The organism is Phytopseudomonas dryadis (assembly GCF_004327355.1).
In the GTDB taxonomy this organism is placed as follows: Bacteria; Pseudomonadota; Gammaproteobacteria; order Pseudomonadales; family Pseudomonadaceae; genus Aquipseudomonas; species Aquipseudomonas dryadis.
The window spans coordinates 283,714-309,119 of record NZ_QJUM01000001.1 but is presented as its reverse complement, the minus strand read 5'-3'; the positions used below and the strand labels follow the sequence as shown (position 1 = coordinate 309,119).

The 25,406-nt window shown below is 63.8% G+C and carries 27 protein-coding genes; 15 read left to right on the top strand and 12 right to left on the bottom strand.

The genetic code is table 11. The features are described 5' to 3' along the window. Positions 1-40: 40 nt before the first annotated feature. Together DNK34_RS01410 and DNK34_RS01405 are read left to right on the top strand one after the other, a co-directional pair. Complete coding sequence (locus DNK34_RS01410; RefSeq protein ID WP_131174119.1) at positions 41-805, top strand: CHAD domain-containing protein; 765 nt, start codon at positions 41-43, stop codon at positions 803-805. A 106-nt stretch (positions 806-911) separates the two neighbouring features. Beyond that, a complete protein-coding gene (locus DNK34_RS01405) occupies positions 912-1,709 on the top strand; it encodes an acyl-CoA thioesterase (RefSeq protein ID WP_131174120.1) in 798 nt (265 codons plus the stop codon). Here DNK34_RS01405 and DNK34_RS01400 read toward each other — a convergent pair. The 3 genes from DNK34_RS01400 to DNK34_RS01390 form a co-directional block, all read right to left on the bottom strand. Next, entirely contained in the window at positions 1,693-1,890 is a 198-nt protein-coding gene (locus tag DNK34_RS01400; protein ID WP_131174121.1) for a hypothetical protein, read from the bottom strand. The genes DNK34_RS01405 and DNK34_RS01400 overlap by 17 nt on opposite strands. A gap of 251 nt (positions 1,891-2,141) precedes the next feature. After that, positions 2,142-3,626: a methyl-accepting chemotaxis protein gene (locus DNK34_RS01395; protein ID WP_131174122.1), complete on the bottom strand. Its 1,485-nt coding sequence runs from the start codon at positions 3,624-3,626 to the stop codon at positions 2,142-2,144. A gap of 283 nt (positions 3,627-3,909) precedes the next feature. Further along, the gene (locus DNK34_RS01390; RefSeq protein WP_131174123.1) at positions 3,910-4,716 is read right to left on the bottom strand and encodes a TatD family hydrolase; all 807 of its coding nucleotides are present in this window, start codon (positions 4,714-4,716) and stop codon (positions 3,910-3,912) included. Between the two features lie 224 nt (positions 4,717-4,940). Here DNK34_RS01390 and DNK34_RS01385 point away from each other — a divergent pair, with 224 nt between their 5' ends. The 3 genes from DNK34_RS01385 (at position 4,941) to DNK34_RS01375 (ending at position 7,430) form a co-directional block, all read left to right on the top strand. Then, positions 4,941-6,353 (top strand): MltF family protein, encoded by a 1,413-nt coding sequence (locus DNK34_RS01385; RefSeq protein WP_131174124.1) that lies wholly within the window; start codon positions 4,941-4,943, stop codon positions 6,351-6,353. 100 nt (positions 6,354-6,453) lie between these two features. Next, complete coding sequence (locus DNK34_RS01380) at positions 6,454-6,888, top strand: DoxX family protein (protein ID WP_131174125.1); 435 nt, start codon at positions 6,454-6,456, stop codon at positions 6,886-6,888. Between the two features lie 233 nt (positions 6,889-7,121). Beyond that, positions 7,122-7,430 (top strand): class I SAM-dependent methyltransferase, encoded by a 309-nt coding sequence (locus DNK34_RS01375; RefSeq protein WP_131174126.1) that lies wholly within the window; start codon positions 7,122-7,124, stop codon positions 7,428-7,430. Positions 7,431-7,725: 295 nt separating this feature from the next. On the opposite strand, the gene greB is transcribed toward DNK34_RS01375, so the two are convergent. Genes greB through DNK34_RS01360 form a run of 3 tightly spaced genes read right to left on the bottom strand, consistent with a single transcriptional unit; the run spans position 7,726 to position 11,445 of the window. Beyond that, a complete protein-coding gene (greB, locus tag DNK34_RS01370) occupies positions 7,726-8,223 on the bottom strand; it encodes a transcription elongation factor GreB (protein ID WP_131174127.1) in 498 nt (165 codons plus the stop codon). Between the two features lie 34 nt (positions 8,224-8,257). Then, positions 8,258-10,762: an ABC transporter permease gene (locus DNK34_RS01365; RefSeq protein WP_131174128.1), complete on the bottom strand. Its 2,505-nt coding sequence runs from the start codon at positions 10,760-10,762 to the stop codon at positions 8,258-8,260. Then, entirely contained in the window at positions 10,762-11,445 is a 684-nt protein-coding gene (locus tag DNK34_RS01360) for an ABC transporter ATP-binding protein (protein ID WP_131174129.1), read from the bottom strand. Before DNK34_RS01360 ends, DNK34_RS01365 begins: the two co-directional genes overlap by 1 nt. Positions 11,446-11,455: 10 nt before the next feature. Between DNK34_RS01360 and DNK34_RS01355 the strand changes: the two genes are divergently transcribed. From DNK34_RS01355 to DNK34_RS01345, 3 genes are all read left to right on the top strand, one after another. Next, a complete protein-coding gene (locus tag DNK34_RS01355; protein ID WP_131174130.1) occupies positions 11,456-12,061 on the top strand; it encodes an arylesterase in 606 nt (201 codons plus the stop codon). Positions 12,062-12,119: 58 nt separating this feature from the next. Then, positions 12,120-12,401, top strand: coding sequence for a hypothetical protein (locus DNK34_RS01350; RefSeq protein ID WP_131174131.1), 282 nt, complete (start codon positions 12,120-12,122; stop codon positions 12,399-12,401). A gap of 74 nt (positions 12,402-12,475) precedes the next feature. Then, on the top strand, positions 12,476-13,429 hold the full coding sequence (locus DNK34_RS01345) for a L,D-transpeptidase family protein (protein WP_131174132.1): 954 nt from the start codon (positions 12,476-12,478) through the stop codon (positions 13,427-13,429). A gap of 124 nt (positions 13,430-13,553) precedes the next feature. Here the strand turns inward: DNK34_RS01345 and oprI are convergent, their stop codons facing one another. Continuing rightward, on the bottom strand, positions 13,554-13,805 hold the full coding sequence (gene oprI, locus DNK34_RS01340) for an outer membrane lipoprotei OprI (protein ID WP_131174133.1): 252 nt from the start codon (positions 13,803-13,805) through the stop codon (positions 13,554-13,556). Between the two features lie 398 nt (positions 13,806-14,203). Here oprI and DNK34_RS01335 point away from each other — a divergent pair, with 398 nt between their 5' ends. Continuing rightward, complete coding sequence (locus DNK34_RS01335; protein WP_131174134.1) at positions 14,204-14,485, top strand: GNAT family N-acetyltransferase; 282 nt, start codon at positions 14,204-14,206, stop codon at positions 14,483-14,485. A 56-nt stretch (positions 14,486-14,541) separates the two neighbouring features. Here the strand turns inward: DNK34_RS01335 and DNK34_RS01330 are convergent, their stop codons facing one another. Then, complete coding sequence (locus DNK34_RS01330; RefSeq protein WP_131174135.1) at positions 14,542-15,618, bottom strand: 3-deoxy-7-phosphoheptulonate synthase; 1,077 nt, start codon at positions 15,616-15,618, stop codon at positions 14,542-14,544. 347 nt (positions 15,619-15,965) lie between these two features. Between DNK34_RS01330 and DNK34_RS01325 the strand changes: the two genes are divergently transcribed. Together DNK34_RS01325 and cysB are read left to right on the top strand one after the other, a co-directional pair. Continuing rightward, positions 15,966-16,463 (top strand): universal stress protein, encoded by a 498-nt coding sequence (locus tag DNK34_RS01325; protein ID WP_131174136.1) that lies wholly within the window; start codon positions 15,966-15,968, stop codon positions 16,461-16,463. Between the two features lie 110 nt (positions 16,464-16,573). After that, entirely contained in the window at positions 16,574-17,548 is a 975-nt protein-coding gene (gene cysB / locus DNK34_RS01320) for an HTH-type transcriptional regulator CysB (protein WP_131174137.1), read from the top strand. Between the two features lie 105 nt (positions 17,549-17,653). Here cysB and DNK34_RS01315 read toward each other — a convergent pair whose 3' ends face one another. Next, positions 17,654-18,274 (bottom strand): phosphoadenosine phosphosulfate reductase domain-containing protein, encoded by a 621-nt coding sequence (locus DNK34_RS01315; protein WP_131174138.1) that lies wholly within the window; start codon positions 18,272-18,274, stop codon positions 17,654-17,656. Between the two features lie 118 nt (positions 18,275-18,392). On the opposite strand from DNK34_RS01315, the gene thrH reads away from it, so the two are divergent. Then, positions 18,393-19,010 carry a bifunctional phosphoserine phosphatase/homoserine phosphotransferase ThrH gene (thrH, locus tag DNK34_RS01310; RefSeq protein WP_131174139.1) on the top strand — a complete coding sequence of 206 codons (618 nt, stop codon included), beginning with the start codon at positions 18,393-18,395 and terminating at the stop codon, positions 19,008-19,010. Positions 19,011-19,212: 202 nt separating this feature from the next. Here thrH and DNK34_RS01305 read toward each other — a convergent pair whose 3' ends face one another. Genes DNK34_RS01305 through rloA form a run of 3 tightly spaced genes read right to left on the bottom strand, consistent with a single transcriptional unit; the run spans position 19,213 to position 22,269 of the window. Then, positions 19,213-20,199 (bottom strand): alpha-L-glutamate ligase-like protein, encoded by a 987-nt coding sequence (locus DNK34_RS01305; protein WP_131174140.1) that lies wholly within the window; start codon positions 20,197-20,199, stop codon positions 19,213-19,215. A 4-nt stretch (positions 20,200-20,203) separates the two neighbouring features. Beyond that, positions 20,204-21,730, bottom strand: coding sequence for an osmotic stress tolerance membrane protein RloB (gene rloB / locus DNK34_RS01300; protein ID WP_131174141.1), 1,527 nt, complete (start codon positions 21,728-21,730; stop codon positions 20,204-20,206). 5 nt (positions 21,731-21,735) lie between these two features. Next, positions 21,736-22,269, bottom strand: coding sequence for a retropepsin-like aspartic peptidase RloA (rloA, locus tag DNK34_RS01295; RefSeq protein WP_131174142.1), 534 nt, complete (start codon positions 22,267-22,269; stop codon positions 21,736-21,738). Positions 22,270-22,575: 306 nt separating this feature from the next. On the opposite strand from rloA, the gene DNK34_RS01290 reads away from it, so the two are divergent. From DNK34_RS01290 to prpC, 3 genes are all read left to right on the top strand, one after another. Continuing rightward, complete coding sequence (locus DNK34_RS01290) at positions 22,576-23,298, top strand: GntR family transcriptional regulator (RefSeq protein WP_131174143.1); 723 nt, start codon at positions 22,576-22,578, stop codon at positions 23,296-23,298. After that, positions 23,295-24,182: a methylisocitrate lyase gene (gene prpB, locus DNK34_RS01285; RefSeq protein ID WP_131174144.1), complete on the top strand. Its 888-nt coding sequence runs from the start codon at positions 23,295-23,297 to the stop codon at positions 24,180-24,182. The genes DNK34_RS01290 and prpB overlap by 4 nt, the downstream gene beginning before the upstream one ends. Positions 24,183-24,257: 75 nt before the next feature. Then, positions 24,258-25,385, top strand: a complete 1,128-nt coding sequence (gene prpC / locus DNK34_RS01280) for a bifunctional 2-methylcitrate synthase/citrate synthase (protein WP_131174145.1) — start codon at positions 24,258-24,260, stop codon at positions 25,383-25,385. Positions 25,386-25,406 lie beyond the last annotated feature (21 nt).

The following is a 25,406-nucleotide window of genomic DNA, read 5'->3' as shown; positions in this document are numbered from 1 at the left end:
TCACTTGCCGCCAGGCCGGCGGCCGCGAGGAGTATGAGCGATGGCTGGTTTCGTCCCTGAGCTGCGCGCCGAAGTACTGCGTCAGCAGATGACCCTTTACGCCTGTCGGGAGCGCCTGGTCGCGCACACCGATAGCGAGGCCCTGCATGATCTGCGTGTTGCCCTGCGCCGCTTGCGCAGCTTGCTCAAACCCCTCAAGGGGGCGGCCGGCAGCGATCTGTTGCAGCAGCGTGCGGCTGAGCTGGGGCGGCTGAGCGGGCCCTTGCGCGACCTCGAGGTGCTGATCGCCCACCTGCGCCAGTGCGCTCTGGACGCCGCCGCGGACAGGCGCGAGCCGCGCTGGCAGCAGGGTGTGCTAGGCCTGTTGGGCAGCCGCAGCTTGTCGGCGCTGTTGCTGGCGCTCGACGAGTGGCCACAGGTCTTGAACGAGGCCCGGGCGGACGGGCAGCTCGACGGCCTGAAAAAGCGCGTGCGGCGCTACCTGCGCAAGCAGCGGTCGCGCTTGTCCAGCGCCCTGCAGGACCCGGCACATGACGGCCACCGCCTGCGCTTGCTGATCAAGCGCGTGCGCTATACCGCCGAAGCCTATCCTGACCTGGCGGCGGTGCCCGCCGCGCAGATCCGGGAACTGAAGAAGGCCCAGTCGGCCCTGGGCGATTGGCATGACCACCAGCAGTGGCTGGCGCGCGCCGAGCAGGAGCCGGATCTGCTGCCCCGGGTGCCAGTGTGGCAGCGTTCCATGCTGGCCGCCGAACGGCGTGCCGAAGGCGTTCTGGCCGAACTGGAAAGCCGCCTGGCCGAATGAGCGGATTGCTGGCGCGCATTTCTCCCCTCGCTATTGACCGAAGTGGCGCTCGCGGCGGGCCGCTGCGATCCCCTAAGATCGTCGAAGGTTCTCCGGGGAGGTGATGATGGATTTTTCCGAGTTGTTGCGAGCGGTACGCCAGACGCCCGATGCGTTGCGTATTCCAGCGGATTGGGGCCAGGGACGCGCCAGCTTCGGCGGTCTGGTGGCGGCATTGGTGTATGCCTGCATGCGCCGTCAGGTGCCGGCCGAGCGTGCGCCGCGTTCGCTGGCGATCACCTTCGTCGGGCCGGTGGCGGCCGATGTCCCGACCCGCTTCGAGGCCGAGCTGTTGCGCGAGGGCAAGGCAGTCAGCCAGGTGCTGGGGCGGGCGCTGCAGAACGGTGAGGTGGTCGCCCTGGTGCAGGGCAGCTTTGGCGCCCCCCGGCCGTCCTCGGTCAGTGTCGCGGCGGCACCGGCGCCGACCATCAAGGCCGTGACGGATTGCCAGGAGCTGCCCTATATCCCTCAGGTCACGCCCGAGTTCACCCGCCATCTGGCCATGCGCTGGGGGCTGGGGAGCATGCCTTTCACCGGCTCTTCAGCCCGGGAAATGGGCGGCTGGGTGCGTTTTCGCGATCAGCACAAGCCTGAACCGATCGATGAAGCCCACTTGCTGGCGCTGGTCGACGCCTGGCCGCCGGCGCTGCTGTCGCATCTGAAAAGTCCGGCGCCAGGCAGTTCGCTGACCTGGACCATCGAGTTCATCCAGCCGCTGCTGGCGTTGACCACCGCGCACTGGTGCCTGTATCGCGCCGAGATCGAGCATGCCCGCGATGGCTATGGGCATGTGGCGGCCGCACTCTGGGCGGACAGCGGCGAGTTGCTGGCCATCAGCCGCCAGACCGTTACGGTGTTTGGCTAGCAGCGCGTATCAGCACGTAGGCGGCAGCTCCACCGATCATCGACAGGGCGAGCGGCAGCGCGCCGGGCTGGGCGAAACCGGCCAGCAGCGAGGCTACCAGGAGCAGTGGCACGGCGATGGCGAGTTGGGTGGTGTCGGCCTGGTTGCGACTGTCGTTCCAGGTGGCGGTTCGTGCGTTCATGGGCGGCTCCCTGTATCAGATGCGCCCAGTCTAGGCCGGCCCCGAGGGGCCGGCGAATTGTTCCGCGCTATCGGGTACATAGCCTTTTACGGCCATGCCTTTCAACGCCTCGAAAGACGGCGATCGGGTAACAACAGCTATGAAGCCGCAAAGAGCGCTGAAGGCTGGACGAGAAGAGCAACGCCGCATTTCGTCCAGCCTCAAGCCTCCAGCGCTCTTCTCGGCCGCCAACTTGTTGAAAGGCATGCCTTTTACAGCTTGAGCTGGCGAATCGCCCGCGACAGTTCACCGGCCAGTTCCGCCAGCTCGCTGCTGGTGGTCGCCGATTCCAGGGTCTGTTGCACGGTTCTCTCGGTGACGTCGCGGATACCGACCACCGCACGGGTCATTTCCTCGGCCACCTGGCTCTGTTGTTCGGCGGCGACGGCGATCTGCGTGTTGCTTTCGCGCATCTGCGCCACGGCGCCGGTGATGGCGGCGAGGGCTTCGCCGGCCTCATGGGCGGCCTGCACGCAGTCGTCGGCTTTCAGCGAGCTTTCCTGCATGAATTCGACCGCGTCCCGGGTGCCGCTCTGCAGGGCGCCGATCATGCTGGTGATTTCATCGGTGGAGTCCTGCACGCGCTTGGCCAGGTTGCGCACCTCGTCGGCCACCACGGCGAAACCGCGGCCCATTTCGCCGGCCCGCGCCGCTTCGATGGCCGCGTTCAGCGCCAGCAGGTTGGTCTGCTCGGCGATGCCATGGATGACGTTGACCACGCTGCTGATCTTCTGGCTGTCCTCGGCCACCTGCTGAATCATGGTCGCGGTTTGCTGCACGCCGGTCGACAGCCCGGTGATGGAGTGGGCGACCCGGCTGACCACGGCCTGACCTGCTCCGGCGAGTTGATCGGCGGCCTGGGACTGATCACGGGTATCGGCCGCGTGCTGGGCGATGTGGTGCACGGTGGCCGACATTTCATTGATGGCGGTGGCGGCCTGGTCGGTCTCGCTCTGTTGGCCGAGCATGCCCTGGCGGACTTCCTTCATGCTCTGGGCCAGACGCCCGGTGCCGTCGTCCAGACGCGAGGCGGCCTGGCTCACCGTGCCCACCACGCGCTGGTAGCCGGCTTGCATGGCATTGAAGGCGCTGGCCATCTGCCCGACCTCGTCGCGGCTTTCCAGGGGCACGCGAGCGGACAGGTCGCCGCTGCTCTCGACGTGCAGCATGACGTCCTTGAGCGTGTTGAGGTGGGTCAGCAGGAAACGGATCAGCAATTGCGAGGCGCCCAGCAGGGCCAGCATCAGAATCGCGACGGCAATGGCGTAGCTGCCCGCTCGCTCGGCGAATACCTGGGCCAGGCTGTGTCCGTGGGCGAGTATGGCCAGGCGTTGGCCATCGGCGAGATCGATCACATGAGCGCCGATGACCGGGTCGCTGCCGAACAGCCTGTCGTGTGGCAGCGCTGTCCAGCCACGCGCGCTGCGCAGTGCCTGGGCGTCCTGGTTAGCGGGCAGACGCGGGATTTCCCCACTGGCGAAGGGCAGCAGGCTGGCGTCGCCGGGGAGCGGTTGGGTAGCGGGCCAACTGGCGAGCAGACGGGCCTGGCTGGCGGCGGCCTGGCGGGCGGCGTTGGCCTGGGTGTCCTGTTCCTGAACCATGGCGAACAGCACGAGGAACAGGGTGGTGATGAAAGCGACGGCATTCACCGCCCAGAATTTGTGCTTCAGGGAAATATCGCGAATCCAAGCGGGCATATTCTTCTGCTCTCGGCAAGAACGGATTGATGGCAAGGCGACAGTATTGTTTCACCTGTCATCCGCAGGCCTGTTGACGCGCATCAACAGCCACTCAGAGGTTAACGGCGGCTATCGTTGCGGCTTTAGCACGAAAGATAGCTGCAAGCTTCAGGCGGCAAGCCGCAAGCCAGGGCGCGTAGCACGCAGACGCGCTTTTCCTGGTCTCGTTTGGCCGCCAGCCCGAGGCGGTTGGCGGCTGGTGGTGCGGTTTGGCGTCTCTTCCTACATCGGCGGATCGGTTTCACTCGATGGTCGGCAGGCCGAAAAAGGCTCGGGCGCAGGCGCTGGTGTGGCGAGCCAGATCGGCTTCGGACTCTTGCCGATGGCGTGCCACCTCGCGTAGCACTTCGCCGAGAAACGCCGGTTCATTGCGTCCGCTCTTCGGCTTGGGCCGCAGGCTACGCGGCAGCAGGTAGGGCGCATCGCTTTCGAGCATCAGGCGTCCCGCGGGGATTTCCCTGACCAGGGGATGCAGATGGGTGCCGCGTCTTTCATCACAGATCCAGCCGGTGATGCCGATGTGCAGATCCAGGTCGAGGTAGTCGAAGAGCGCGCGTTTTTCGCCAGTGAAGCAATGCACCACCGCAGCGGGCAGGCGATCACGGTAGTCGCGCAGGATCTCGAGCAAGCGTGGGTGGGCATCGCGCTCATGGAGGAACACCGGCATCTGCAGGTCGGCAGCCAGGGCCAGTTGTTCTTCGAACGACCTTTCCTGCTGTGGCCGCGGCGAGAAGTCACGGTTGAAGTCCAGCCCGCATTCACCCACGGCCCTGGCCGGCGGTTCCTTCAGCAAGGCCTTGAGCTGGGCGGCCGTATCGCTGTTCCAGTCGCTGGCATGGTGCGGATGGACGCCCACCGTACTGAACAGACGCTGGCCTTCGGCGTCCAATTGTCGGCACAGGCTGAGGGCGTGTTCGCTTTCTGGCAGGCTGGTGCCGGTCAGCACCAGTTGGCAGACGCCGGCGGCCGTCGCTCGGGCCAGTACGGCTTCACGCTTGTCGTTGAAGCTCTCGTGCGTCAGATTGACGCCAATGTCGATGAGTTGCATGGTGTTACCTGGCGAACGTGACACTGCAGCTTATCAGAGCTTTTTCATCATTAATAAGAGTATTAATTACAAGGAGTTGGAGGCTCTTTGTAATGTTGTGTACAAACTATTATTGGCGTCAGAGCCCGGGCTGTGCGAATCTCCGCGCCCCCGTGGGCAGCCTGATTTGCCTATTACCCCGGAATCGGCCAGCCAGCGTACGGCCGATTCTTCCCGGAGCCCCGATGTCGCGTCCCTTGCTTGTGCTGTGCCTGCTGCTGTTGCTGCCGTTAACGGCAGCGGCGCGTCTGGCCGGCCCCCTGGAGGTGGTCAGACCGGCGGCGGTGCGCGACCTGTCGAGCATACGCAGCAGTGGTGAACTGCGGGTGCTGGTCAACCAGAGCCGCAACAGCTCCGGTGAGGTCAAGGGGCAGAGCATTGGCGTCGAGTACCACCGCCTGCGTGCTTTCGAGCAATACCTCAATCGCAATGTCCGGGATGGGCGCAGCGTGCGCCTGAAGATGATCCCCAAGGCCAAGGATCAACTGCTGGGTGCCTTGCAGCGGGGCGAGGGGGACCTGGTCGCGCCGGGCGAACTGCTCAGCAGCAAGGGAGCGAGCGTCAGCGCCAGCGCCGCGATTCGCAGCGACGTGCCGGTGATCATCGTCTCGCGCCAGGGCAACCGGCGTTACCAGCGTCTCGAGCAACTGGCCGGACGCAGCCTGGCATTACCGGTCGGCAGCGTGGCCAAGGACGCCCTGCATACCATCAACCAGCAGTTGCAGGAGCGCAAACTGCCACCGATCGTGGTCGAGTGGGTCGACCCGACCCTGGCCGTCGAAGACGTCCTGGAAATGGTGCAGGCCGGTATTTTCGATTTCACCGCCGTGGAGCAGCACATCGCCGAACGCTGGGCCAAGGTCATGCCCAAGTTGCGTCTGGAGCGGCAACTGGTGCTCGATAAGCAGGGCGACATGCGCTGGTACATGCGCCGTGATACGCCGATGCTGAGTGCCAGCGTCGACCGCTTCCTGGCCGGTTATCGGAGCCCGGACGATCAGGACGCGGCCTTCGAACGGGTCTACCGACGCCTGTACAAGGTGCACTCGCCCATGGGCCGTACCGAGCGGCAGCGCCTGGAGAAGGTGCGCCCGGTGCTGCAGCGCTACGCCGAACAACATGATTTCGACTGGCTGGCCCTGGCCGCGCTGGCCTTCAAGGAGTCGACCCTCAATCCGGGCGCCCGCGGCAGCAGTGGCGCCACCGGGCTGATGCAGATCACCCCGGCAGCCGCCCGCAGTGTCGGCGTCAGTGATATCGGCAAACTCGATAACAACGTGCTGGCCAGCGCCAAGTACCTGGCGATGATCCGCCGTGGCTTCTTCAGCAGCCCGAGGCTCAACGAGCGTGAGCGCATGGCCTTTGTCCTGGCCGGCTACAACCTCGGCCCGCAACGGGTGCAAAGCCTGCGCGCCGAAGCCAGAAGGCGTGGCCTGAACCCGGACCAGTGGTTCTTCCAGGTCGAGCGCATCGCCATGGAGGAGATCGGCATGGGGGTGGTCAGTTACGTCAACAGCGTGAACAAGTATTACCTGGCCTATGACCGCGAGCGCTATTCCCTGGAGCCTGTCGGACGGGCAGTGAGCATGCGCAAGTAATCGATTTATTCAATATGATTTGACGGATTTATCCGCTATTCATATCCAATAATCAAATTATTATGCGTTGCATCTTCTCTCATACGGCAGGGCATCTGACATGAACGCACTCATCAAATCGGTAACTTCGACCCAGGCAGGTTTCGGTCTGACCATTCTGCGGGTACTGGTGGGCATCACCTTCGTTGCCCATGGTTCGCAAAAGCTGTTCGGCTGGTTCGGTGGCTACGGCTTGGCCGGCGTTGCCCAGTGGATGGAGAGCATCGGCCTGGCGCCGGGTTACCTGATGGCGCTGATGGCCGGCAGTGCCGAGTTCTTCGGTGGTCTGGCGCTGATCCTGGGCCTGTTGGTGCGCCCGGCCGCCGCAGTGCTGACGCTGACCATGCTGGTGGCGATCTTCAGCGTGCACATCGGTAACGGTTTCTTCATGAGCGACAACGGCTACGAGTTCGCCCTGGCCCTGATGGCGGCGAGTCTGGCCCTGTTGGTCGAAGGTGCCGGTCGCCTCTCGCTGGACAAACGTATCGCCGGCTGAGCCCTGCCACCATCCGGAAAGCCCGCCACTGCGGGCTTTTTTCGTTATTGACAGTCTGCCATCGGCCTCTCTAGGATGCTGCCTGCGCCGATTTAGACAGCTACTTGCGGGGCGCCGGGTTGCCGACAACCCTGAGAGGATTCCACGGGAGCCTCGAAATACCGCTAAAGCGCTGGTTCGGTGTCGCCTCTCACCGCTGCCCAGCGGGATTCACGAGGCGGAGCACAGAGTAAATGACCTGTCCCCTGACGCAAATTCGCATCGCGCCCATCACCACCGGCCTGATTCGCCACAATCCCAGAATCCTGCTGGGCGGTACTCATCAGCCAACCCTGCTGCGTTACCTCGATGGCTGGCCGCGGCGCAGCCATGGCCAGCGTGCCTTTCTGGTGCAGTTCGTCGAGCACGGCGAATCGCTGGCCCGTTTTGCCAGCGACAGCTTCGACTTCGCGGTGCTGCAGGCGCCGAGCCGCGAGCGGCTCGGCGAAACCCTCGGCGAGCTGACCCGGGTCGCCCGTCAGGGGCTGATCACCTTGCGCTGAGAGGGGGGAGCTACAAGCCGCAAGTTAAAAGCGGGCACCTATGCTTAATGCCAGTCAGTGAAGCATTTGCTCCGCAAACCGGCGGTTTACTCTGGCCCTGTAGGAGCCGCGACCTCGCGGCGAATCGTGACCATCCCGCGGTTTTACAGCATGGCCGCCATCGCATTGCGCCGGGGTCGACGCTCCTACACGGGCGGCGCTTTGACGCTCTTCTGTAGGCGCTCCCTGCTCCTACAAAAACCTTATCTGATCGGCATTAGTCATAGGCACCTATGCTTAGCTTGTAGCTTGTAGCTCAGTGATAGTCGATGGCGACGATGTACCAGTGCTTCTCGCCGGTCGGGGCCTGCACGGTGATTTCCGCGTCCAGGCCCTTGCCGATCAGGGCCCGCGCCAGCGGTGAATCGATGCTGATCAGGTTCAGTTTCAGATCCAGTTCGTCGGGCCCGACGATGCGGTAGCGCGAGGCGTTGCCATCTTCGTCTTCCAGGCTGACCCAGGCGCCGAAATAGACCTTCTGCGGATCGGCGGGGCGGCTGTCGACCACCTTGAGGTTTTCCAGGCGCTTGCTCAGAAAGCGTACGCGGCTGTCGATCTCGCGCAGCATTTTCTTGCCGTAGGTATATTCGGCGTTCTCCGAGCGATCGCCCTGGGCGGCGGCTTCGCTGACCGAGCGCGTCACTTCCGGGCGGCGCACATGCCACAGTTCATGCAGTTCGGCGCGCAGGCGCGCCTCGCCCTCGGGGGTGATCAGCGGCGTGCCGGCGGTGCGCGGAGGGCGATAACGGCTCATGGTGCGTTCGCGTCTGTACAGGCCGGCAAGTCTATCAGCCCTCGCGCAGCACGGTCAGCGGGCTGGCGTCGAGTGCCCGGCGGGTACCGACCACACCGGCCGTGGCCACCAGCAATGCACCGATCAGCGGCAGCAGCAACAACCAGGGATGCGGTTGCCATTCGAGCTGGAAGGCATAGCGGTAGAGCAGGAAACTGATCAGCTCGCAGCCCAGCGCCGCCAGCAATCCGCTGGCCGCGCCGAGCAGGCCGAATTCGGCACGTCGGGCCTGGATCATCAGCTTGCGCTTGGCGCCCAGGGCGCGCAGTAACGCGCCCTGGCGGATACGTTCGTCGAGGGTCGACTGCAGGCCGGCGAAGAGAACCGCGAGGCCGGCGGCCAGCACGAACAGCAGGACGAATTCGATGGCCAGGGTAACCTGGGCAAGAATGCTGCGCAGTTGCGCCAGCAGCGCCTCCACCTGCAGCAGGGTAACCGCCGGGAAGGCCCGGGACAGCTCCACCAACTGGCGTTCCTGCTGTGGCGGCAGGTAGAAGCTGGTCAGGTAGGTGACCGGCAGATCCTGCAGGGTGCCGGGCTCGAAGATCATGTAGAAGTTGGGCTGGAAGTTGTTCCAGTCGACCTCGCGCAGGTTGCTGACCCGGGCGTCGCGGTTGCTGCCGCCGACGCTGAAGCTCAGGCGGTCGCCCAGCTTGATCTGGAGGCTCTCGGCCAGTTCGGACTCCACCGAAACCCCGGGAAGATCGTCTTCCTTTGCAGCCGTCCACCACTGGCCGGCCACCAGGCTGTTGCCCGCCGGCAGATCGCTGGCCCAGGTCAGGCTCAGGTCGCGGCGCACGGCCCGCTCGCCGCTCGAGTCCTTGCTGACGTACTGCCTGACCGGCTCGCCATTGACCATGACCAGGCGTCCGGGAACCACGGGATAGAGGGGCGCGGGATGCGGTGAGAGGTCGCCGAGGCGGGCGGCGAAGGCGTCCCTGTCGGCGGGCAGGATATTCAGCGCGAAATGATTGGGCGCCTCCTCGGGAAGCTGATTCTGCCAGGTATCCAGCAGTTCGCCGCGCAGCAGGGCGATCAGCGCCATCGACAGAATGATCAGGCCGAAGGCCAGCGCCTGCCCGGCGGCGGCCAGCGGCCGGCGCAGCAACTGGCCCAGACCCAGGCGCCAGGGCAGCGAGGCCCTGGCCAGCAGCCGGCGCAGGCTCTGCAGGCCGAGCAGGAGCAGGCCGCCGAGCAGCACGGCGGTGAGCAGGCCGCCGCCGAGCAGCGCCAGAGTCAATTGCAGGTCCAGGCTCAGGCGCCACATGATCAGGCCCAGGGCCAGCAGGGCGGTGCCATAGACCAGCCAGGAGCTGGCCGGCACCGGCAACAGATCGCGGCGCAGCACGCGCAGTGGCGGTACCCGGCCCAGCGCGGCCAAGGGCGGCAGGGCGAAACCGGCCAGGGCGACCAGGCCGGTGGCGATGCCGGCCAGCGCGGGCCACAGCCCGCCCGGGGGAATGTCCGCCGGCAGCAGCCCTTGCAGCATCAGGAACAGGCCCTGCTGGGCGAGCCAGCCGAGCAGGGCGCCCGCGAGACTGGCCGTCAGCCCGAGCAGCGCCAGTTGCAGGCCGAACAGACCCAGCGCCTGGTTGCGCGACAGGCCGAGGCAACGCAGCAGGGCGCTGGCATCGAAACGTCTGGCGGCGAAGCGGGCGGCGGACAGGGCGACGGCGACGCCGGCCAGCAGTACCGCGGCGAGGCTGGCCAGGTTGAGGTAGCGCTCGGCGCGATCGAGGGCGCCGCCGATCTGGCGGCTGCCATTGCGGGCATCGTCCAGGCGCTGGTGGGCGGCGAGATCGCCTTCGACCGCCTTGCGGTAGGCGGCCAGGGCTTCGCTCTGCCCACCCCACTGTTCGATGTAGCGGACCCGGCTGCCGGGCTGCACCACGGCGGTGGCGGCGAGGTCGTCCAGGTGCATGAGCACATGGGGCGTGAGGCTGTAGAAGTCGCCGGCCTCATCCGGCAGGTAGGTCAGTACCCGGGTCAGGCGCAGGGTTTTCGAGCCGACCTCGATGTTGTCGCCGGTCTGCAGATCCAGGGCGGCGAACAGCCGTGCTTCGGCCCAGGCTTCGCCGGGGCGCGGCCCTTGGCTGACTTGCTCGGCCGCGTAGGGTTCGGCCGCGCTCTTCAGCTCGCCACGCAGGGGGTAGCGATCGCTGGCGGCCTTGACGCTGGCCAGTTGGATGCCTTCGTCGCTGGCGATCACGCTGGAGAATTCGACCACCTGGGCATGTTCGAGCCCCAACTGGGTACCGGCTTCGATCTGCTGCGCAGTCGCTGGCGCACTGCCGCGCAGGATCAGGTCCGCGCCGAGGAACTCGGTGGCGCGCAGGGTCATGCCGTCGTTCAGACGAGCGCCGAAGTAGCCGATGGCGGTGCTCGAGGCGACGGCGATCATCAGGGCGAAGAACAGCACGCGCAACTCGCCGGCGCGGGCATCGCGCAGCAATTGTCGGGCGGCCAGGGACAGCAGTCGGGAGAGGGGCAAGTGGGTCATCAGGCGTCCACGGCGTCGACGAGGTGGCCGCCTTCCAGGCGGATCAGGCGCTGGCAGCGGGCGGCGAGGCGTTCATCGTGGGTGACCAGTACCAGGGTGGTGCCGCGCTCCTGGTTGAGCTCGAAGAGCAGGTCGCTGATGCGTTCGCCGGTGTGGCTGTCGAGATTGCCGGTCGGTTCGTCGGCGAACAGCACGTCGGGGTCGGCGGCGAAGGCGCGGGCGATGGCCACCCTCTGTTGTTCGCCGCCCGAGAGCTGGCGTGGCGTGTGGGTCAGGCGCCCACCGAGGCCGACCCGTTCGAGCAGGGCCTGGGCCCGTTCGCGGGCGTCCCTGCGACCCTCCAGCTCGAGGGGCAGCATGACGTTTTCCAGGGCATTGAGGCTGTCGAGCAACTGGAACGACTGGAACACGAAGCCGACATGTTCGGCGCGCACGCGGGCGCGCTCATCTTCGTCGAGGCCGCCCAGGTCGTTGCCCGCCAGCAGGATCTTGCCGCTGCTGGGCAGGTCGAGCCCGGCCAGCAGGCCGAGCAGGGTCGACTTGCCCGAGCCGGAGCTGCCGACGATGGCCAGGCTGCCGCCCTTGTCCAGTTGCAGGGATAGATCGTGCAGGATGGTCAACTCGCCTTCCGCGCTGGGAACCACTTTGTTAAGGTTCCGCGCAGACAGAATGCTAGAGCTCATGGGGAATCCAATGCGTGCATGGTGGAAAGGGGCCGCTTTCGGCCTGCTGTTTCTGGGGCAGATCGCGCAGGCGGGTACCGTGCTGGTCGTCGGCGATAGTATCAGCGCGGCTTTTGGCATGGATACCCGGCAGGGCTGGGTCGCGTTGTTGGAAAAACGCATGCAGGAACAGGGTTTCCAGCACCAGGTGGTCAACGCCTCGATCAGTGGCGACACCAGCGCAGGGGGCGCCGCGCGGCTGCCTGCGCTGCTTGCGGAGCATGAGCCCGAGCTGGTGATTCTGGAGCTGGGAGGCAACGACGGCCTGCGCGGACAGCCGCCCAGCCAATTGCAACAGAATCTTGCCACGATGATCGACGCCTCCCGGGCCAGCGGCGCCAAGGTGCTGTTGCTGGGCATGCGCATTCCGCCGAACTATGGCGAGCGTTACACCACGGCTTTTGCCCGGGTCTACCAGGATCTGGCGCAGGACAAGGACGTGCCGCTGGTGCCGTTCCTCCTGGAGGGCGTGGGCGGCGTCGAGGGCATGATGCAGGATGACGGTGTGCACCCGGCGTCGGGCGCGCAGTCCGCTCTGCTGGAGAATGTCTGGCCGGCCCTGGAACCACTGCTCTGATGGGCTTTTCCGCCGGCTGGCTTTCGGCTAATGTGGCGCCCCCGCACTGGAGCCCTCGATGCCGCGTCCTGCCTGGTCCCTGTACGCCTACCAACTGATCGAGCCGGACGAGCAGCTGGATCTGTTCGCCTGCCGCGAGGTGCGCGTGCACCTGGTCGCCCGCCAGCTCGAGCTGGGCGGCCATGCCGACCGTACCCTGTGCGGCGGCCTGCTGCCGGCGCAGCCGCTGTGGCGTGATCTGGAGGCGCGGATGCTGCGCGACAGGCGTCTGTGCCCTGCCTGCAAGGCCACCCTGGAAGCGCAGCGTCGCGGCGAGCGCCCGCTGTGGCCGGGTCGCTGAGCGCTCCCGGCCGGGAGGGCGGCGGTGTACAATCCTAGTCTTGCACTTTACCTATTTCGCCAAGGGGCTCCCGCATGTTGTCGCGTGTCTCAGCCGTTGCCTGCTGTCTATCGTTGTCTGCCCTCCAGGTAGCGGGTTCCGCTGTCGCCATGGAGTTGCCGCTGCCACCGCCCGGCGAGGACGTGGTCGGTCAGGTGCAGGTCGTCGAGGCGCGTTACGAGGACACCTTCGCCGACCTCGGCGTGGCCAACGACCTGGGGTATCTGGAGATGGTCGCGGCCAACCCAGGCGTCGATCCCTGGTTGCCGGGCGCCGGTACCCCGATCGTGCTGCCGACGCGCTTCATCCTGCCGCCGGGGCCGCGCGAGGGTATCGTCATCAACCTGGCCGAATACCGCCTGTACTACTACCCGAAAGGGCAGAATGTGGTGCATACCTACCCGTTGGGCATCGGGCGTGAGGGCTGGAGCTCGCCGGTCACCCAGGCCAGGATCACCGCGAAGACGCCGAATCCGGGTTGGTATCCGCCCCAGTCCATTCGCGATGAGCACGCCGCCGACGGCGATCCGCTGCCCAGCTATGTGCCGCCTGGCCCGGACAATCCGCTGGGGCCCTACAAGATGACGCTGTCGGTACCGGGCTATCTGATCCATGGTTCGAACAAGAAATTCGGTATCGGCATGCGCGTGAGCCACGGTTGCTTCCGCATGCTCAACAACAACGTGCTGGAGTTGGCCGATATGGTGCCGGTCGGGACCTCGGTGCGCATCATCAACGAGCCGTACAAGTTCGGTCGCAGCGCCGGCAAGGTCTACCTCGAAGCCCATACGCCGCTCGACGATGAAGGCGATGCTGCTGCGGTCGACAGGCACGCTGCCGTGATCAATACCTTGATCAGGCGCGATGATTTGAATGCATTGAATCTGGACTGGGATGTGGTGCGCGAAGTGATCGCCGCCGAAGATGGTTTGCCAATCGAAATCGCCGCACCGGAGCACGGTGTTGTCCAGCAGTCAGCCACTCTCTAAGTTCGCCCTTGCATGGAAAATGGCCGGCGGCCGGCGATAAAAAACCACTGGCGTTACCGCGCAGTGGTTTTCATGCAATAAAGAGCCGGCCTTGTAACGGGCCGGCTTTATCAGCCAAACGCTATTACTTGCGGCTGGCTTTTTCCAGCATACGCAGAGCACGCTCGTTGGCTTCGTCAGCGGTCTGCTGAGCTTTCTGAGCAGCGGCCAGCGCCTCGTCAGCCTTGCGGTAGGCTTCGTCGGCACGGGCTTGGGCGCGAGCGGCTGCATCTTCAGTTGCAGTCAGACGGGCTTCAGTTTCTTTGGTGATGCTGCTGCAACCGGTAGCCAGAACTGCGGCCAAAGCCAGAGCAGAGAATTTCAGAACGTTGTTCATCGTGTTCCCCTTGGGGTGAAGTTTTTGCTTTATCAAAGCCATTCCCCAATACCGGGAAATTGGCCGGCATACATACTACCTGTAACTTGTAGTAAGTAAACGCAGGCGGGGCAAGGGCGTATGGTTTTTTTCACAATCATGAAAACCGCAGAGAACCAATGCCATTTGTCCATGGCAACCAGGGGCGCGCTGGTTCGTTGCCGGCCGGAAAAGCGACAGCCGTTTTCCCGTGCGACAGCCGCCCGAACTACCCCTCGTCGTGACGCAGGTCAAGTGCGGTTTCGCCTTGCCCTTTATCATCTAGACTGGCTTCATATATCCAATTGTTGCCGAGGATTCACAACCGCAAGCCGGCAAATGACCGGCAGAAGCGGTCGGCTAATTCGAGAGGAGTTGTAATGAGCGAGTCACTGTCCATTCATCATGACCTTGCGGGTCACCAGTTCGAGACCACGGTGGATGGTGATCGCGCCTATCTCGCTTACATGGACCTGGGCAAACAGACGCTGGATATCTATCGCACCTTCGTGCCGAATGCCTTGCGTGGCCGCGGCATCGCCGCCGCCCTGACCGAAGACGCCCTGCGTTACGCCGAGCGCATGGGTTACACGGTCATCCCATCCTGCTCCTACGTCGAACGCTACATGGAGCGCCGTCAGGGTACGCCCGGCCACGGCTGAATACGCTTGCCGATGGACGAAAAAACGCCGGGCAATGCCCGGCGTTTTCATTTGCTCTAACCGCGACGGCGGCGGGGTAGCACGTCCCTGAGCTTGTTGTGCATGGCACGCAGGGTCTTCTCGGTACTGTCCCAGTCGATGCAGGCATCGGTGATGGAGACGCCGTACTTGAGCTGTTGCAGGTCCTTGGGAATCGACTGGTTGCCCCAGCCCAGGTGGCTTTCGACCATCAGACCGACGATGGATTGGTTGCCTTCGACGATCTGATTGGCGACGTTGTCCATGACCAGCGGCTGCAGGCCCGGGTCCTTGTTGGAGTTGGCGTGGCTGCAGTCGACCATGATGTTGGGCTTGATGCCGGCCTTGTTCAGTTCCTGTTCGCAGATGGCGACGCTGACCGAGTCGTAGTTGGGCTTGCCGTTGCCACCGCGCAGAACCACATGGCCATAGGCGTTGCCCTTGGTGGTGACGATGGATACGCCGCCCTGCTGGTTGATGCCGAGGAAGCGGTGCGGGCTGGAGACCGACTGCAGCGCGTTGATCGCCACGGTGAGGCCGCCGTCGGTGCCGTTCTTGAAGCCGACGGCCGAGGACAGGCCCGAGGCCATTTCACGGTGGGTCTGCGATTCGGTGGTGCGGGCGCCGATGGCGGACCAGCTGATCAGGTCCTGCAGGTATTGCGGGGAAATCGGGTCGAGGGCTTCGGTCGCGGTGGGCAGGCCCATCTCGGCCAGGTCACGCAGCAGTTTGCGGCCGATGTGCAGGCCATCCTGAATCTTGAAGGAGTCGTCCAGGTAGGGATCGTTGATCAGGCCTTTCCAGCCGACGGTGGTGCGCGGCTTTTCGAAGTACACGCGCATGACCAGGTAGAGGGTGTCGGACACTTCCTCGGCCAGCACCTTCAGGCGCTCGGCATATTCGTGGGCGGCCTCGATATCGTGAATCGAGCAGGGGCCGATGACCACGAACAGGCGATGGTCCTTGCCGTCGAGGATATCGCGCACCACCTGCCGGCCGGCCGCGACGGTGCGTTGGGCGGCTGCGGTCAGCGGAATGTCGAGCTTGATCTGTTCCGGCGTGATCAGGGTCTCGTTGGAGGCAACGTTCAGGTCATTAATCGGTAAATCAGCCATCGTGCTTTTCATCAGTCAACGTCATCGGGTCACGGGTGCCGGCCGCCAACGATCCCCGGGCGGCGGGCACAGCAGTATGGGCAGAGCGGGGAGGCCGAACCTTAGCGCGTTAACGCCCGCCGAGACAATGGGGCCAAGGTTGTTATAGGGCCGGTATTTCATCGTCGCGAGGGTTTTCGAGCCACTCCCGGGAGGGACCGTGGCGCCGCTCCGTGTGGCCGAAGCGCCATGGCCGGCAGTAGGCGGCATATAGCCATTCGTCCTGAATGATGGCCTATTCGTTGACTTGTGGATGGCGCTGCTAAGCTCAAGCGAGGCCCCGCCGTGTCGGCAGTCGAGGAGGCCGCATGATCCGTTCGATTCTCTATGCCACCGACCTCGGGCTCTATGCGCCCTATGTACTGCAGCATGCCCTGGCGCTCGCCCGCAGTTTCAATGCGCGGCTTTATGTCGTGCATGCCGTCGAGCCCATGGGCCTGTTCGCCGAGTCCGTCCTGCAGACCTATGTGGACGAGGCACGCCTCAAGGAATTGCGCAGTACCGGTCTGGATACGGTGATGAACAGCATCGAGCTGCGCGTGCTCGAAGGCTTCCGCGACGAACTGGGCGACAACCGCCAGGATCTGGAACTGATCAATTCGGTGCGCGTGCTGCAGGGCGATCCGCCGCTGGCGATTCTGGAGGAAGCGCAGAAACTCGGCGTGGATTTACTGGTCGTAGGCAGTCATAGCCATGGTGCCGCGCTCGAGGTTCCGCTGGGTCGCACGGCGGCCCGCCTGTTACAGCTGTCCGATGTGCCGGTCTACCTGGTGCCGATGCTGCAGCACCGCGCCCGTGGTGAATGATGCGGCTGTGGAGCCAAAATAAATCATCTATATTTATCGCCTGAACCATTAATATGGTTATATATCGACGCCGATGATTAACGGCTGCCTATCCGCTTTGAGGGATTTTTATGAAGCTCCAGCAACTGCGCTACATCTGGGAAGTCGCGCACCATGACCTCAACGTTTCGGCCACGGCGCAGAGTCTCTACACCTCGCAGCCCGGCATCAGCAAGCAGATCCGCTTGCTCGAGGACGAACTGGGCGTGGAGGTGTTCGCGCGTAGCGGCAAGCACCTGACGCGGGTAACGCCGGCCGGTGAGCGCATCATCACCACGGCGGGTGAAATCCTGCGCAAGGTCGAGAGCATCAAGCAGATCGCCCAGGAATTCTCCAACGAGAAGAAGGGCACCCTGTCCATCGCCACCACCCATACCCAGGCGCGTTATGCGCTGCCGCCGGTGATCAGCAGCTTCATCAGGCAGTACCCGGAAGTGGCGCTGCACATGCACCAGGGTACGCCGACGCAGATCGCCGAGATGGCCGCCGACGGCACCGTCGATTTCGCCATCGCCACCGAAGGCCTGGAGCTGTTCAACGATCTGGTGATGATGCCTTGCTACCGTTGGAACCGTTGCGTGATCGTGCCCCAGGGGCACCCGCTGAGCAAACTGCCCAAGCTCACGCTGGAGGCGCTGGCCGAGCACGAGATCGTCACCTACACCTTCGGTTTCACCGGTCGCTCCAAGCTCGACGAGGCTTTCAACCATCGCGGCCTCACGCCCAAGGTGGTGTTCACCGCGGCCGACGCCGACGTGATCAAGACCTATGTACGCCTGGGGCTCGGCGTCGGGATCGTGGCCAAGATGGCGGTGGACCCGACCCTCGATCCCGACCTGGTGGTGCTCGACGCCAGCGAATTGTTCGAGCCGAGCGTGACCAAGATCGGTTTCCGCCGCGGCACCTTCCTGCGCGGCTTCATGTGCGACTTCATCGAGAAGTTCGCCCCGCACCTGACCCGCGACATGCTGGCCAAGGCGGTGCAGTGCCACAACAAGGCCGAGCTGGAAGACCTGTTCCAGGACGTCGAGCTGCCGTTGCACTGACAGCGTTAGCGACAAGCTGCAAGCCACAAGCGGCAAGTAGAAGCATGGTTCGCGCGGCTTCTGACTTGCAGCTTGCAGCTTGTAGCTTGAGGCTTGCAGCTTGATTCAATGGCTCAGGTGCAGGCCGCACTCGCGGTTGTCTTCACCCTTGGTCGGGTCGAAGTAGTCGAAGTTGTTCGGCAGGCCGTGGGCGGTGAGGTACTGGTACAGATCCTTGGACGACCAGTGCAACAGCGGCGCGACCTTGATCAGGCCGTCGGGGTTGATGCTCACCGGCTGCATCTGTGCACGCACGGCAGTGTCGCTGGCGCGCAGGGCGGTGAACCAGACGCTCGGCGCGGTTTCGCGCAGGGCGCGGGCGAAGGGCTCCAGTTTGACTTCTTCGGTGAAGGCGGCGTGACGCGGATCGTCCAGGCCCGGCGTCGGGCCGTCGATCGCTTCGCGATGGGCGCGGCTGCGCTTGGGCAGGTAGGTGATCAGGTTCAGGCCGAGCTGGCGCGTCACCTCGTCGGCGAACTTGTAGGTGGCCTCGGTGTTGTAGCCGCTGTCCATCCACACGATGGGAATATCGGCTTTGGCCTGGCTGACCATATGCAGGATGACCGCCTCGAAGGGGCGGAAGTTGGTCGTGCAGATCGCCGGTTTGCCCAGGCCGATCGCCCATTCGATCAGCTTCTCCGGCTGGTTGGCGAGTTCGGCGTTGAGGGTGTCCAGATCGAGATCCATGGCAGGCTCCAGGGCATATGCGTGAGGAGGGCGATGGTAGCAAATCTGCGTAGCGGCAGGGGCTGGCCGTATCGTGTAGAGTTGCCGCCAACTTTAAAGCCCAACCTAGGAGTGTGCCGTGGAAATCGCTTGTCTCGATCTGGAAGGGGTACTGGTTCCCGAAATCTGGATCGCTTTCGCGGAAAAAACCGGTATCGAATCGCTCAAGGCGACGACGCGGGACATTCCCGACTATGACGTGCTGATGAAGCAGCGCCTGCGCATTCTCGACGAGCACGGCCTCAAGCTGTCGGACATCCAGGAAGTGATCGCCACCCTCGAGCCGCTCGAAGGTGCCGTCGAATTCGTCGACTGGTTGCGCGAGCGCTTCCAGGTGGTGATCCTCTCGGACACCTTCTACGAGTTCTCCCAGCCGCTGATGCGCCAGCTGGGCTTCCTGACCCTGCTCTGCCACCGCCTGATCACCGACGAAAACGATCGCGTGGTGGCGTATCAGCTGCGCCAGAAGGATCCCAAGCGTCAGTCGGTATTGGCCTTCAAGAGCCTCTACTATCGCGTGATCGCTGCCGGCGATTCGTACAACGACACCACCATGCTCAGCGAAGCCCACGCTGGCATCCTGTTCCATGCGCCGGAAAACGTGATTCGCGAATTCCCGCAGTTTCCGGCCGTGCACACTTACGCAGACCTCAAGAACGAGTTCCTGAAGGCGTCGAATCGTCAGTTGAGTCTTTAGGAGGCGTCTTCGCCGCAGCGCTGTCGCGCAGCAACAGGTCGATGCAGGCAGAGTAGGATGGGTGCTAACCCATCATCGCGATGGCTTAGCACCTGCGCGGCCCGGCCCATCCTGCAATTTTTAACCACCTATAAATCAATTGGTTGCTTGATGTTTGATGAGAGGGAGCCTGCTGCCGATCAGTTCGGCAGCAGGGCAGGGCTCAGAGCTGGGCAGCCGGGATATGGCCGAACAGCTCCTGGGAGAAACGCATGCGTTCTTCGGCGTTTTCCTGGATGCCTTTGGCCGCCAGCTCTTCGAGACGGGCCTCCACCGCGTGGGCGCGATGGGTCAGGCCGCAGTCGTTGGCGATCTGGATGTTCAGGCCGGGGCGGGCATTGAGCTCGAGGATCAGCGGGCCCTTCTCCTGATCCAGGACCATGTCCACACCGATATAGCCCAGGCCGCACAGCTCGTAACAGCCGGCGGCGAGCTTCATGAAACCGTCCCAGTTCGGCAGTTGCACACCGTCTACCGCATTGGTGGTGTCCGGGTGCTTGCTGATCTTGTTGTTCAGCCAGGTGCCGTGCAGGGTCACGCCGGTCGCCAGATCCACGCCGACGCCGATGGCGCCCTGGTGCAGGTTGGCCTTGCCGCCCGACTGGCGGGTCGGCAGGCGCAGCATGGCCATGACCGGATAGCCCATCAGCACGATGATGCGGATGTCCGGCACGCCTTCGTAGCTGATGCTCTTGAAGATCTGGTCGGGCGTCACGCGGTATTCGATCAGCGCGCGATCCCGGTGTCCGCCCAGTGAATACAGGCCGGACAGGATGCTGGAGATCTGCTGTTCGATCTCGGCGTGGCTGACGATCTTGCCCGATACCGTCTTGTAGCGATCCTCGAAGCGGTCGGCGATCACCAGGATGCCGTCGCCGCCGGCGCCCTGGGCCGGCTTGACCACGAAGTCGCTACGTCCGCCGATGATGCCGTCGAGCTTGTCGATTTCCTTCTCGGTGGAAATCACCCCATACATTTCCGGCACGTGGATGCCGGCTTCGATGGCGCGCTCCTTGGTGATGATCTTGTCGTCGACGATGGGGTACAGGTGCCGTTTGTTGTACTTCAGCACGTAGTCCGCATTGCGTCGGTTGATGCCCATGATGCCTTTGGCTTCAAGGGCCTTCCAGGTTTTCCAGAGACCTAGCATTGGCTCAATCCTTCAGGAAGGCTTTGAAGCGGAACAGCTCGGTCAGGCGGTAGCCGCGGTAGCGACCCATCGCCAGCATGAAGCCCACCAGGACCAGCAGAATCGCCGGGAAGGTGAAGACGAAGTACACCAGTTCCGGGATGCTCATCAGCAGGTGCGCCAGGGTCGCGGCGAACAGGGTGCCGATGGCCACCTTGAAGGCATGGCTGCCGCCACGCTCTTCCCAGGTGATCGACAGGCGCTCGATGGTCATGGTCAGGATCACCATCGGGAACAGCGCCACCGACAGGCCGCGCTCCAGGCCGAGCTTGTGGCTGAACAGGCTGATGACGGCGATCAGCACCACCACGAAGGTCAGCACCACCGACAGCCTCGGCAGCATCTGCAGCTTCAGGTGTTCCAGGTAGGAGCGCAGCGACAGGCCCAAGGCGGTGATCACCGTGAACAGCACGATGCCGAAGCCCAGCTGGGTCTCGCGGAAGGCCAGGGCGATCAGCACCGGGGTGAAGGTGCCCAGGGTCTGCAGGCCGCCCAGGTTGCGCAGGACCAGGATCACCAGGACGCCGATGGGAATCATGACCATGATCATGAAGGTCTGCTGGGTCTGCAGCGGCAGGCCGTACAGCGAGTATTCGAGGAAGTCGGCGTCGGTGTTCTCGTCGGTCAGCTTGGCCAGGTGAATGGCGTTCATTTCGCTGTTGTTGAGGGTGAAGGTCGCCTGGGCCTGGCGACCGCCGTCCAGGGTGATCAGCGGCTCGTCGCCGGTCCACCAGACCAGGCGGTCGTTCGGCAGCCCCTGTTCGCCGCTTTCCGGATTGAAGTACAGCCAGCGGTCGCCGTTGAAGCTGCGCAGCCAGAGTTCCGGGCTCTGCTGGATATCGGCCGCCAGGCGGATGGTGTGCACGCGCTCCATGGGTACGTGGGCGATGGACAGCAGCAGTTCGATGGCCTGGGCCTTGTTCGAAGTCGAGGCATCGCCGCCGAGCAGCAGCTTGGCGTTGTCGTCATTGCTGTTGTTGACCCGCTTGATGGTTTCGCTGATGAAGGTCTCGACGTCGGCCGAGTGCTGGCGGATCGGCGCCAGCAGGGCTTCGGCCGCGATCTTCTCCGGGCCTTCCACGGGGATGCTGTCGCGGAAGATCGGGCCCTTGGCCTTGGCCTGTTCGCCGCTGTAGCGCTTGGTCAGCACCAGGCGGTAGTAGAGGGTCTGTTTGCCGTTGGCGCGCCGGGCGGACCAGGTCACCTTGCGGTTGCTGTCCACCCGGTTGACGCTCACTCCGTAGTTGTTGGAGATGAAGCTCTCGTTGAGGCTGACGTAATCCTGGTTCAGCGGCGGTACGAACATCTGCAGCTTGATCGGGTCGCGGCCATTGGCCTGGAATTCGACGCGGGCGTCGATGTTCCACAGGTCGTCCGTTTCGTCACCGCTGACCGGAATGCCGAGAATGAAGATCTGATAGGCCGTAATCAGAATGCCCAGGCTCACCAGCAAGGTGATCAGGATTTTCAGATGCAGGGTAAGAGCGCGCATGGGGATTACTCGGCGGATTTCGCGACGGTGGCACAGTCAGGTTTTCCTGCTGCGTATTTTAGGCTTGGGTCGACCAGGGCATCGAAGCGCTTGAGCGCATCCGAGCCGATCAAAAGCGGGTATTGGAAGGCGCTGCGGTCGGTGAGGTTCACTTCGATCTGGCGCAGGGTGCCGCCCATGCACACGTCCAGTTCGATCACCGGCCGCGCGGTATAGGTCTTTTCCTCTTCGGCATCGTAGTCGCCGGCACGCCGCTTGATCTTGCTGATGCGCGCCAGCGGGCGCTCGATCGGATGGGCATGGGCGTCGTCGATGGCCAGGTAGAAACGCACCCAGGTTTCGCCATCGCGCTTGAAGCGTTCGATATCGCGGGCGCTGAGCGAGGCGGTCTGGGCGCCGGTGTCGAGCTTGGCGGCGACGTCGATGTCGAGGTCGAGCCTGACGTATTCGGTCAGGCCATAGATGGTCTTGTCGGCAGCGACGCCAAGGCCGGGCAGGAGCAATAGGCAAAGAAGCAATGAAAAGGGCTTGAGTCTCATAAGTCCTGTTTGGATGGATGGCAATCGATGGATCGAAAGACCGGCCCCGGAGGGTCAGGAACCGCCGCGCGCTGCCTGGCATGGCATCTCAGGCGCTCTGCAGCACCCACCAAGCGTAAGTGGCGCGCATTCTAACATGGGGTTTTTCCGTGGCGACAGACGCTTATGGGCGTTTCTGCGGCTGACAGCGGTGAGGCGAGGGGGCAAGCCTTTATTCGGTATTGTCGACAATATTCTTCTTTTGCTTGTCTTCTTCGGGCTTTTTTCCTATCTTCCGGTCACTCAAATTTTACTTGTGTCGACAATATGCCGGATGTCATTGAAGCGCTGCCTGATGCCGTGAACGATTCGGAAACACGCTCCGAACATGTGTTCCGCTGTATTCAGGCGGCTATCGTCAAGGGTGAGATCGCTCCGGGCAGCAAGATTTCCGAGCCGGAACTGGCGCGTACCTATGGCATCAGCCGCGGCCCGCTGCGCGAGGCGATCCATCGCCTGGAGGGGCAGCGTCTGCTGGTGCGCATTCCCCACGTCGGCGCCCGCGTGGTGTCGCTGGACCGCGACGAGTTGATCGAGCTGTACGAGATTCGCGAATCCCTCGAGGGCATGGCCTGCCGGCTGGCGGCCGAGCGCATGAGCCGGGCCGAGATCGACGAGTTGCGCGGGGTGCTCGAGACCCACGAGCGCGACGAGGCATTCAAGGCCGGCGTGGGCTATTACCAGCAGGAAGGCGATTTCGATTTTCACTACCGCATCATTCAGGGCAGCGGTAACCGCACCCTGGTCAAGATGCTCTGTGGCGAGCTGTATCAGCTGGTACGCATGTACCGCATCCAGTTTTCCGCCACGCCCAATCGCCCGCGCCAGGCCTTTGCCGAGCATCACCGCATTCTCGACGCCATCGCCGATGGCGACGGCGAGTTGGCCGAACTGCTGATGCGCCGTCACATCGGCGCATCCAGACGCAATATCGAGCGCCATTACCAGAGCGCGGACCCTTCCACCGTCAAGTCCAGAGGCAAGTCATGAGTCAGAGCACTCCCGGTCAGCGCTTTCGCGATGCGGTCGCCAGCGAACACCCCCTGCAGGTCGTCGGCGCGATCAACGCCAACCATGCGTTGCTGGCCAAGCGCGCCGGTTTCAAGGCCATCTACCTGTCGGGCGGCGGGGTGGCCGCCGGCTCCCTGGGCATCCCGGATCTGGGCATTACCGGCCTGGATGACGTGCTCACCGATGTGCGTCGCATCACCGATGTCTGCGACCTGCCGCTGCTGGTGGACGTCGACACCGGCTTCGGCAGTTCGGCGTTCAACGTGGCGCGTACCGTCAGGTCGATGATCAAGTTCGGCGCCGCCGCCATCCATATCGAGGATCAGGTCGGCGCCAAGCGCTGCGGTCATCGGCCGAACAAGGAAATCGTCTCGCGGCAGGAGATGGTCGATCGCATCAAGGCCGCCGTCGATGCGCGCACCGACGACAGTTTCGTGATCATGGCGCGTACCGACGCCCTGGCCGTGGAGGGCCTCGAAGCGGCTCTGGACAGGGCGGCGGCCTGCGTCGAAGCCGGCGCCGACATGGTGTTCCCGGAGGCCATCACCGAGCTGCAGATGTACAAGACCTTCGCCGCCCGGGTGCGGGCGCCGATTCTGGCCAATATCACCGAGTTCGGCGCCACGCCGCTGTTCACCACCGATGAGTTGGCCGCGGTCGACGTCGGCCTGGTGCTGTATCCGCTGTCGGCGTTCCGCGCCATGAACAAGGCCGCGGAAAACGTCTACACCGCGATTCGCCGCGATGGCACGCAGAAGAACGTGGTCGACACCATGCAGACCCGTATGGAGCTGTACGAACGTATCGACTATCACGCCTTCGAGCAGCGCCTCGATGCGTTGTTTGCACAGAAGAAGAGTTGAAAACCCGGGCCAGTGATGAGGCTGGCCCAGCAAAAAATTGCAGATCCGACAATTTCAAGAAAACGGGAGAGGGCAATGGCTGAAGCAAAAGTGTTGAGTGGCGCAGGCCTGCGTGGCCAGGTCGCCGGGCAGACCGAGTTGTGCACCGTGGGCAAGAGCGGTGCCGGGCTGACTTATCGGGGTTATGACGTGCGTGAGCTGGCGGGTGGGGCGATTTTCGAGGAGGTCGCCTACCTGCTGCTGTATGGCGAGCTGCCGAACCAGGCGCAACTGGACGGTTATCTGAAGAAACTGCAGGGCCTGCGTGATCTGCCCCAGGCACTCAAGGAAGTGCTGGAGCGTATCCCGAAAGAGGCTCATCCCATGGATGTGATGCGCACCGGCGCCTCGGTGCTGGGCAATCTGGAGCCGGAAACCGGCTTCGAGCAGCAACGCGAAAAGGCCGACCGCCTGCTCGGCGCTTTGCCGGCGATCATGACCTACTGGTACCGCTTCAGTCATGAAGGCCGGCGTATCGACTGCAACAGCATTGAACCGACCATTGGCGGTCACTTCCTGGCGCTGCTGCACGGCAAGAAGCCCAGCGAGCTGCACGTCAAGGTGATGAACGTGTCGCTGATTCTCTACGCCGAGCACGAATTCAACGCCTCGACCTTCACCGCCCGGGTCTGCGCCTCGACGCTCAGCGACATCTTCTCCTGCGTCACCGCGGCCATCGGTTCCCTGCGCGGGCCGCTGCACGGCGGCGCCAACGAGGCGGCGATGGAGATGATCGAGACGTTCGCCTCGGCCGAAGAGGCCAGCGCCGGTACCCTGGCGATGCTCGAGCGCAAGGACAAGATCATGGGCTTCGGCCATGCGATCTACAAGGAGTCCGACCCGCGCAACGAGGTGATCAAGGGCTGGAGCCGGCAGCTTGCCGACGAAGTCGGCGATAGCGTGCTGTTCCCGGTTTCCGAGGCCATCGAGCGGGTCATGTGGGAGCAGAAGAAGCTGTTTCCCAACGCCGATTTCTACCATGCCTCGGCGTATCACTTCATGGGCATCCCGACCAAGCTGTTCACGCCGATCTTCGTCTGCTCGCGGGTCTCCGGCTGGACCGCCCATGTCTTCGAGCAACGGGCGAACAACCGCATCATCCGGCCGAGCGCGGAGTACACCGGCGTCGAGCAGCGTCCGTTCGTACCACTGGAGCGACGCTGAAAGAGCACCACCTGTAGGAGC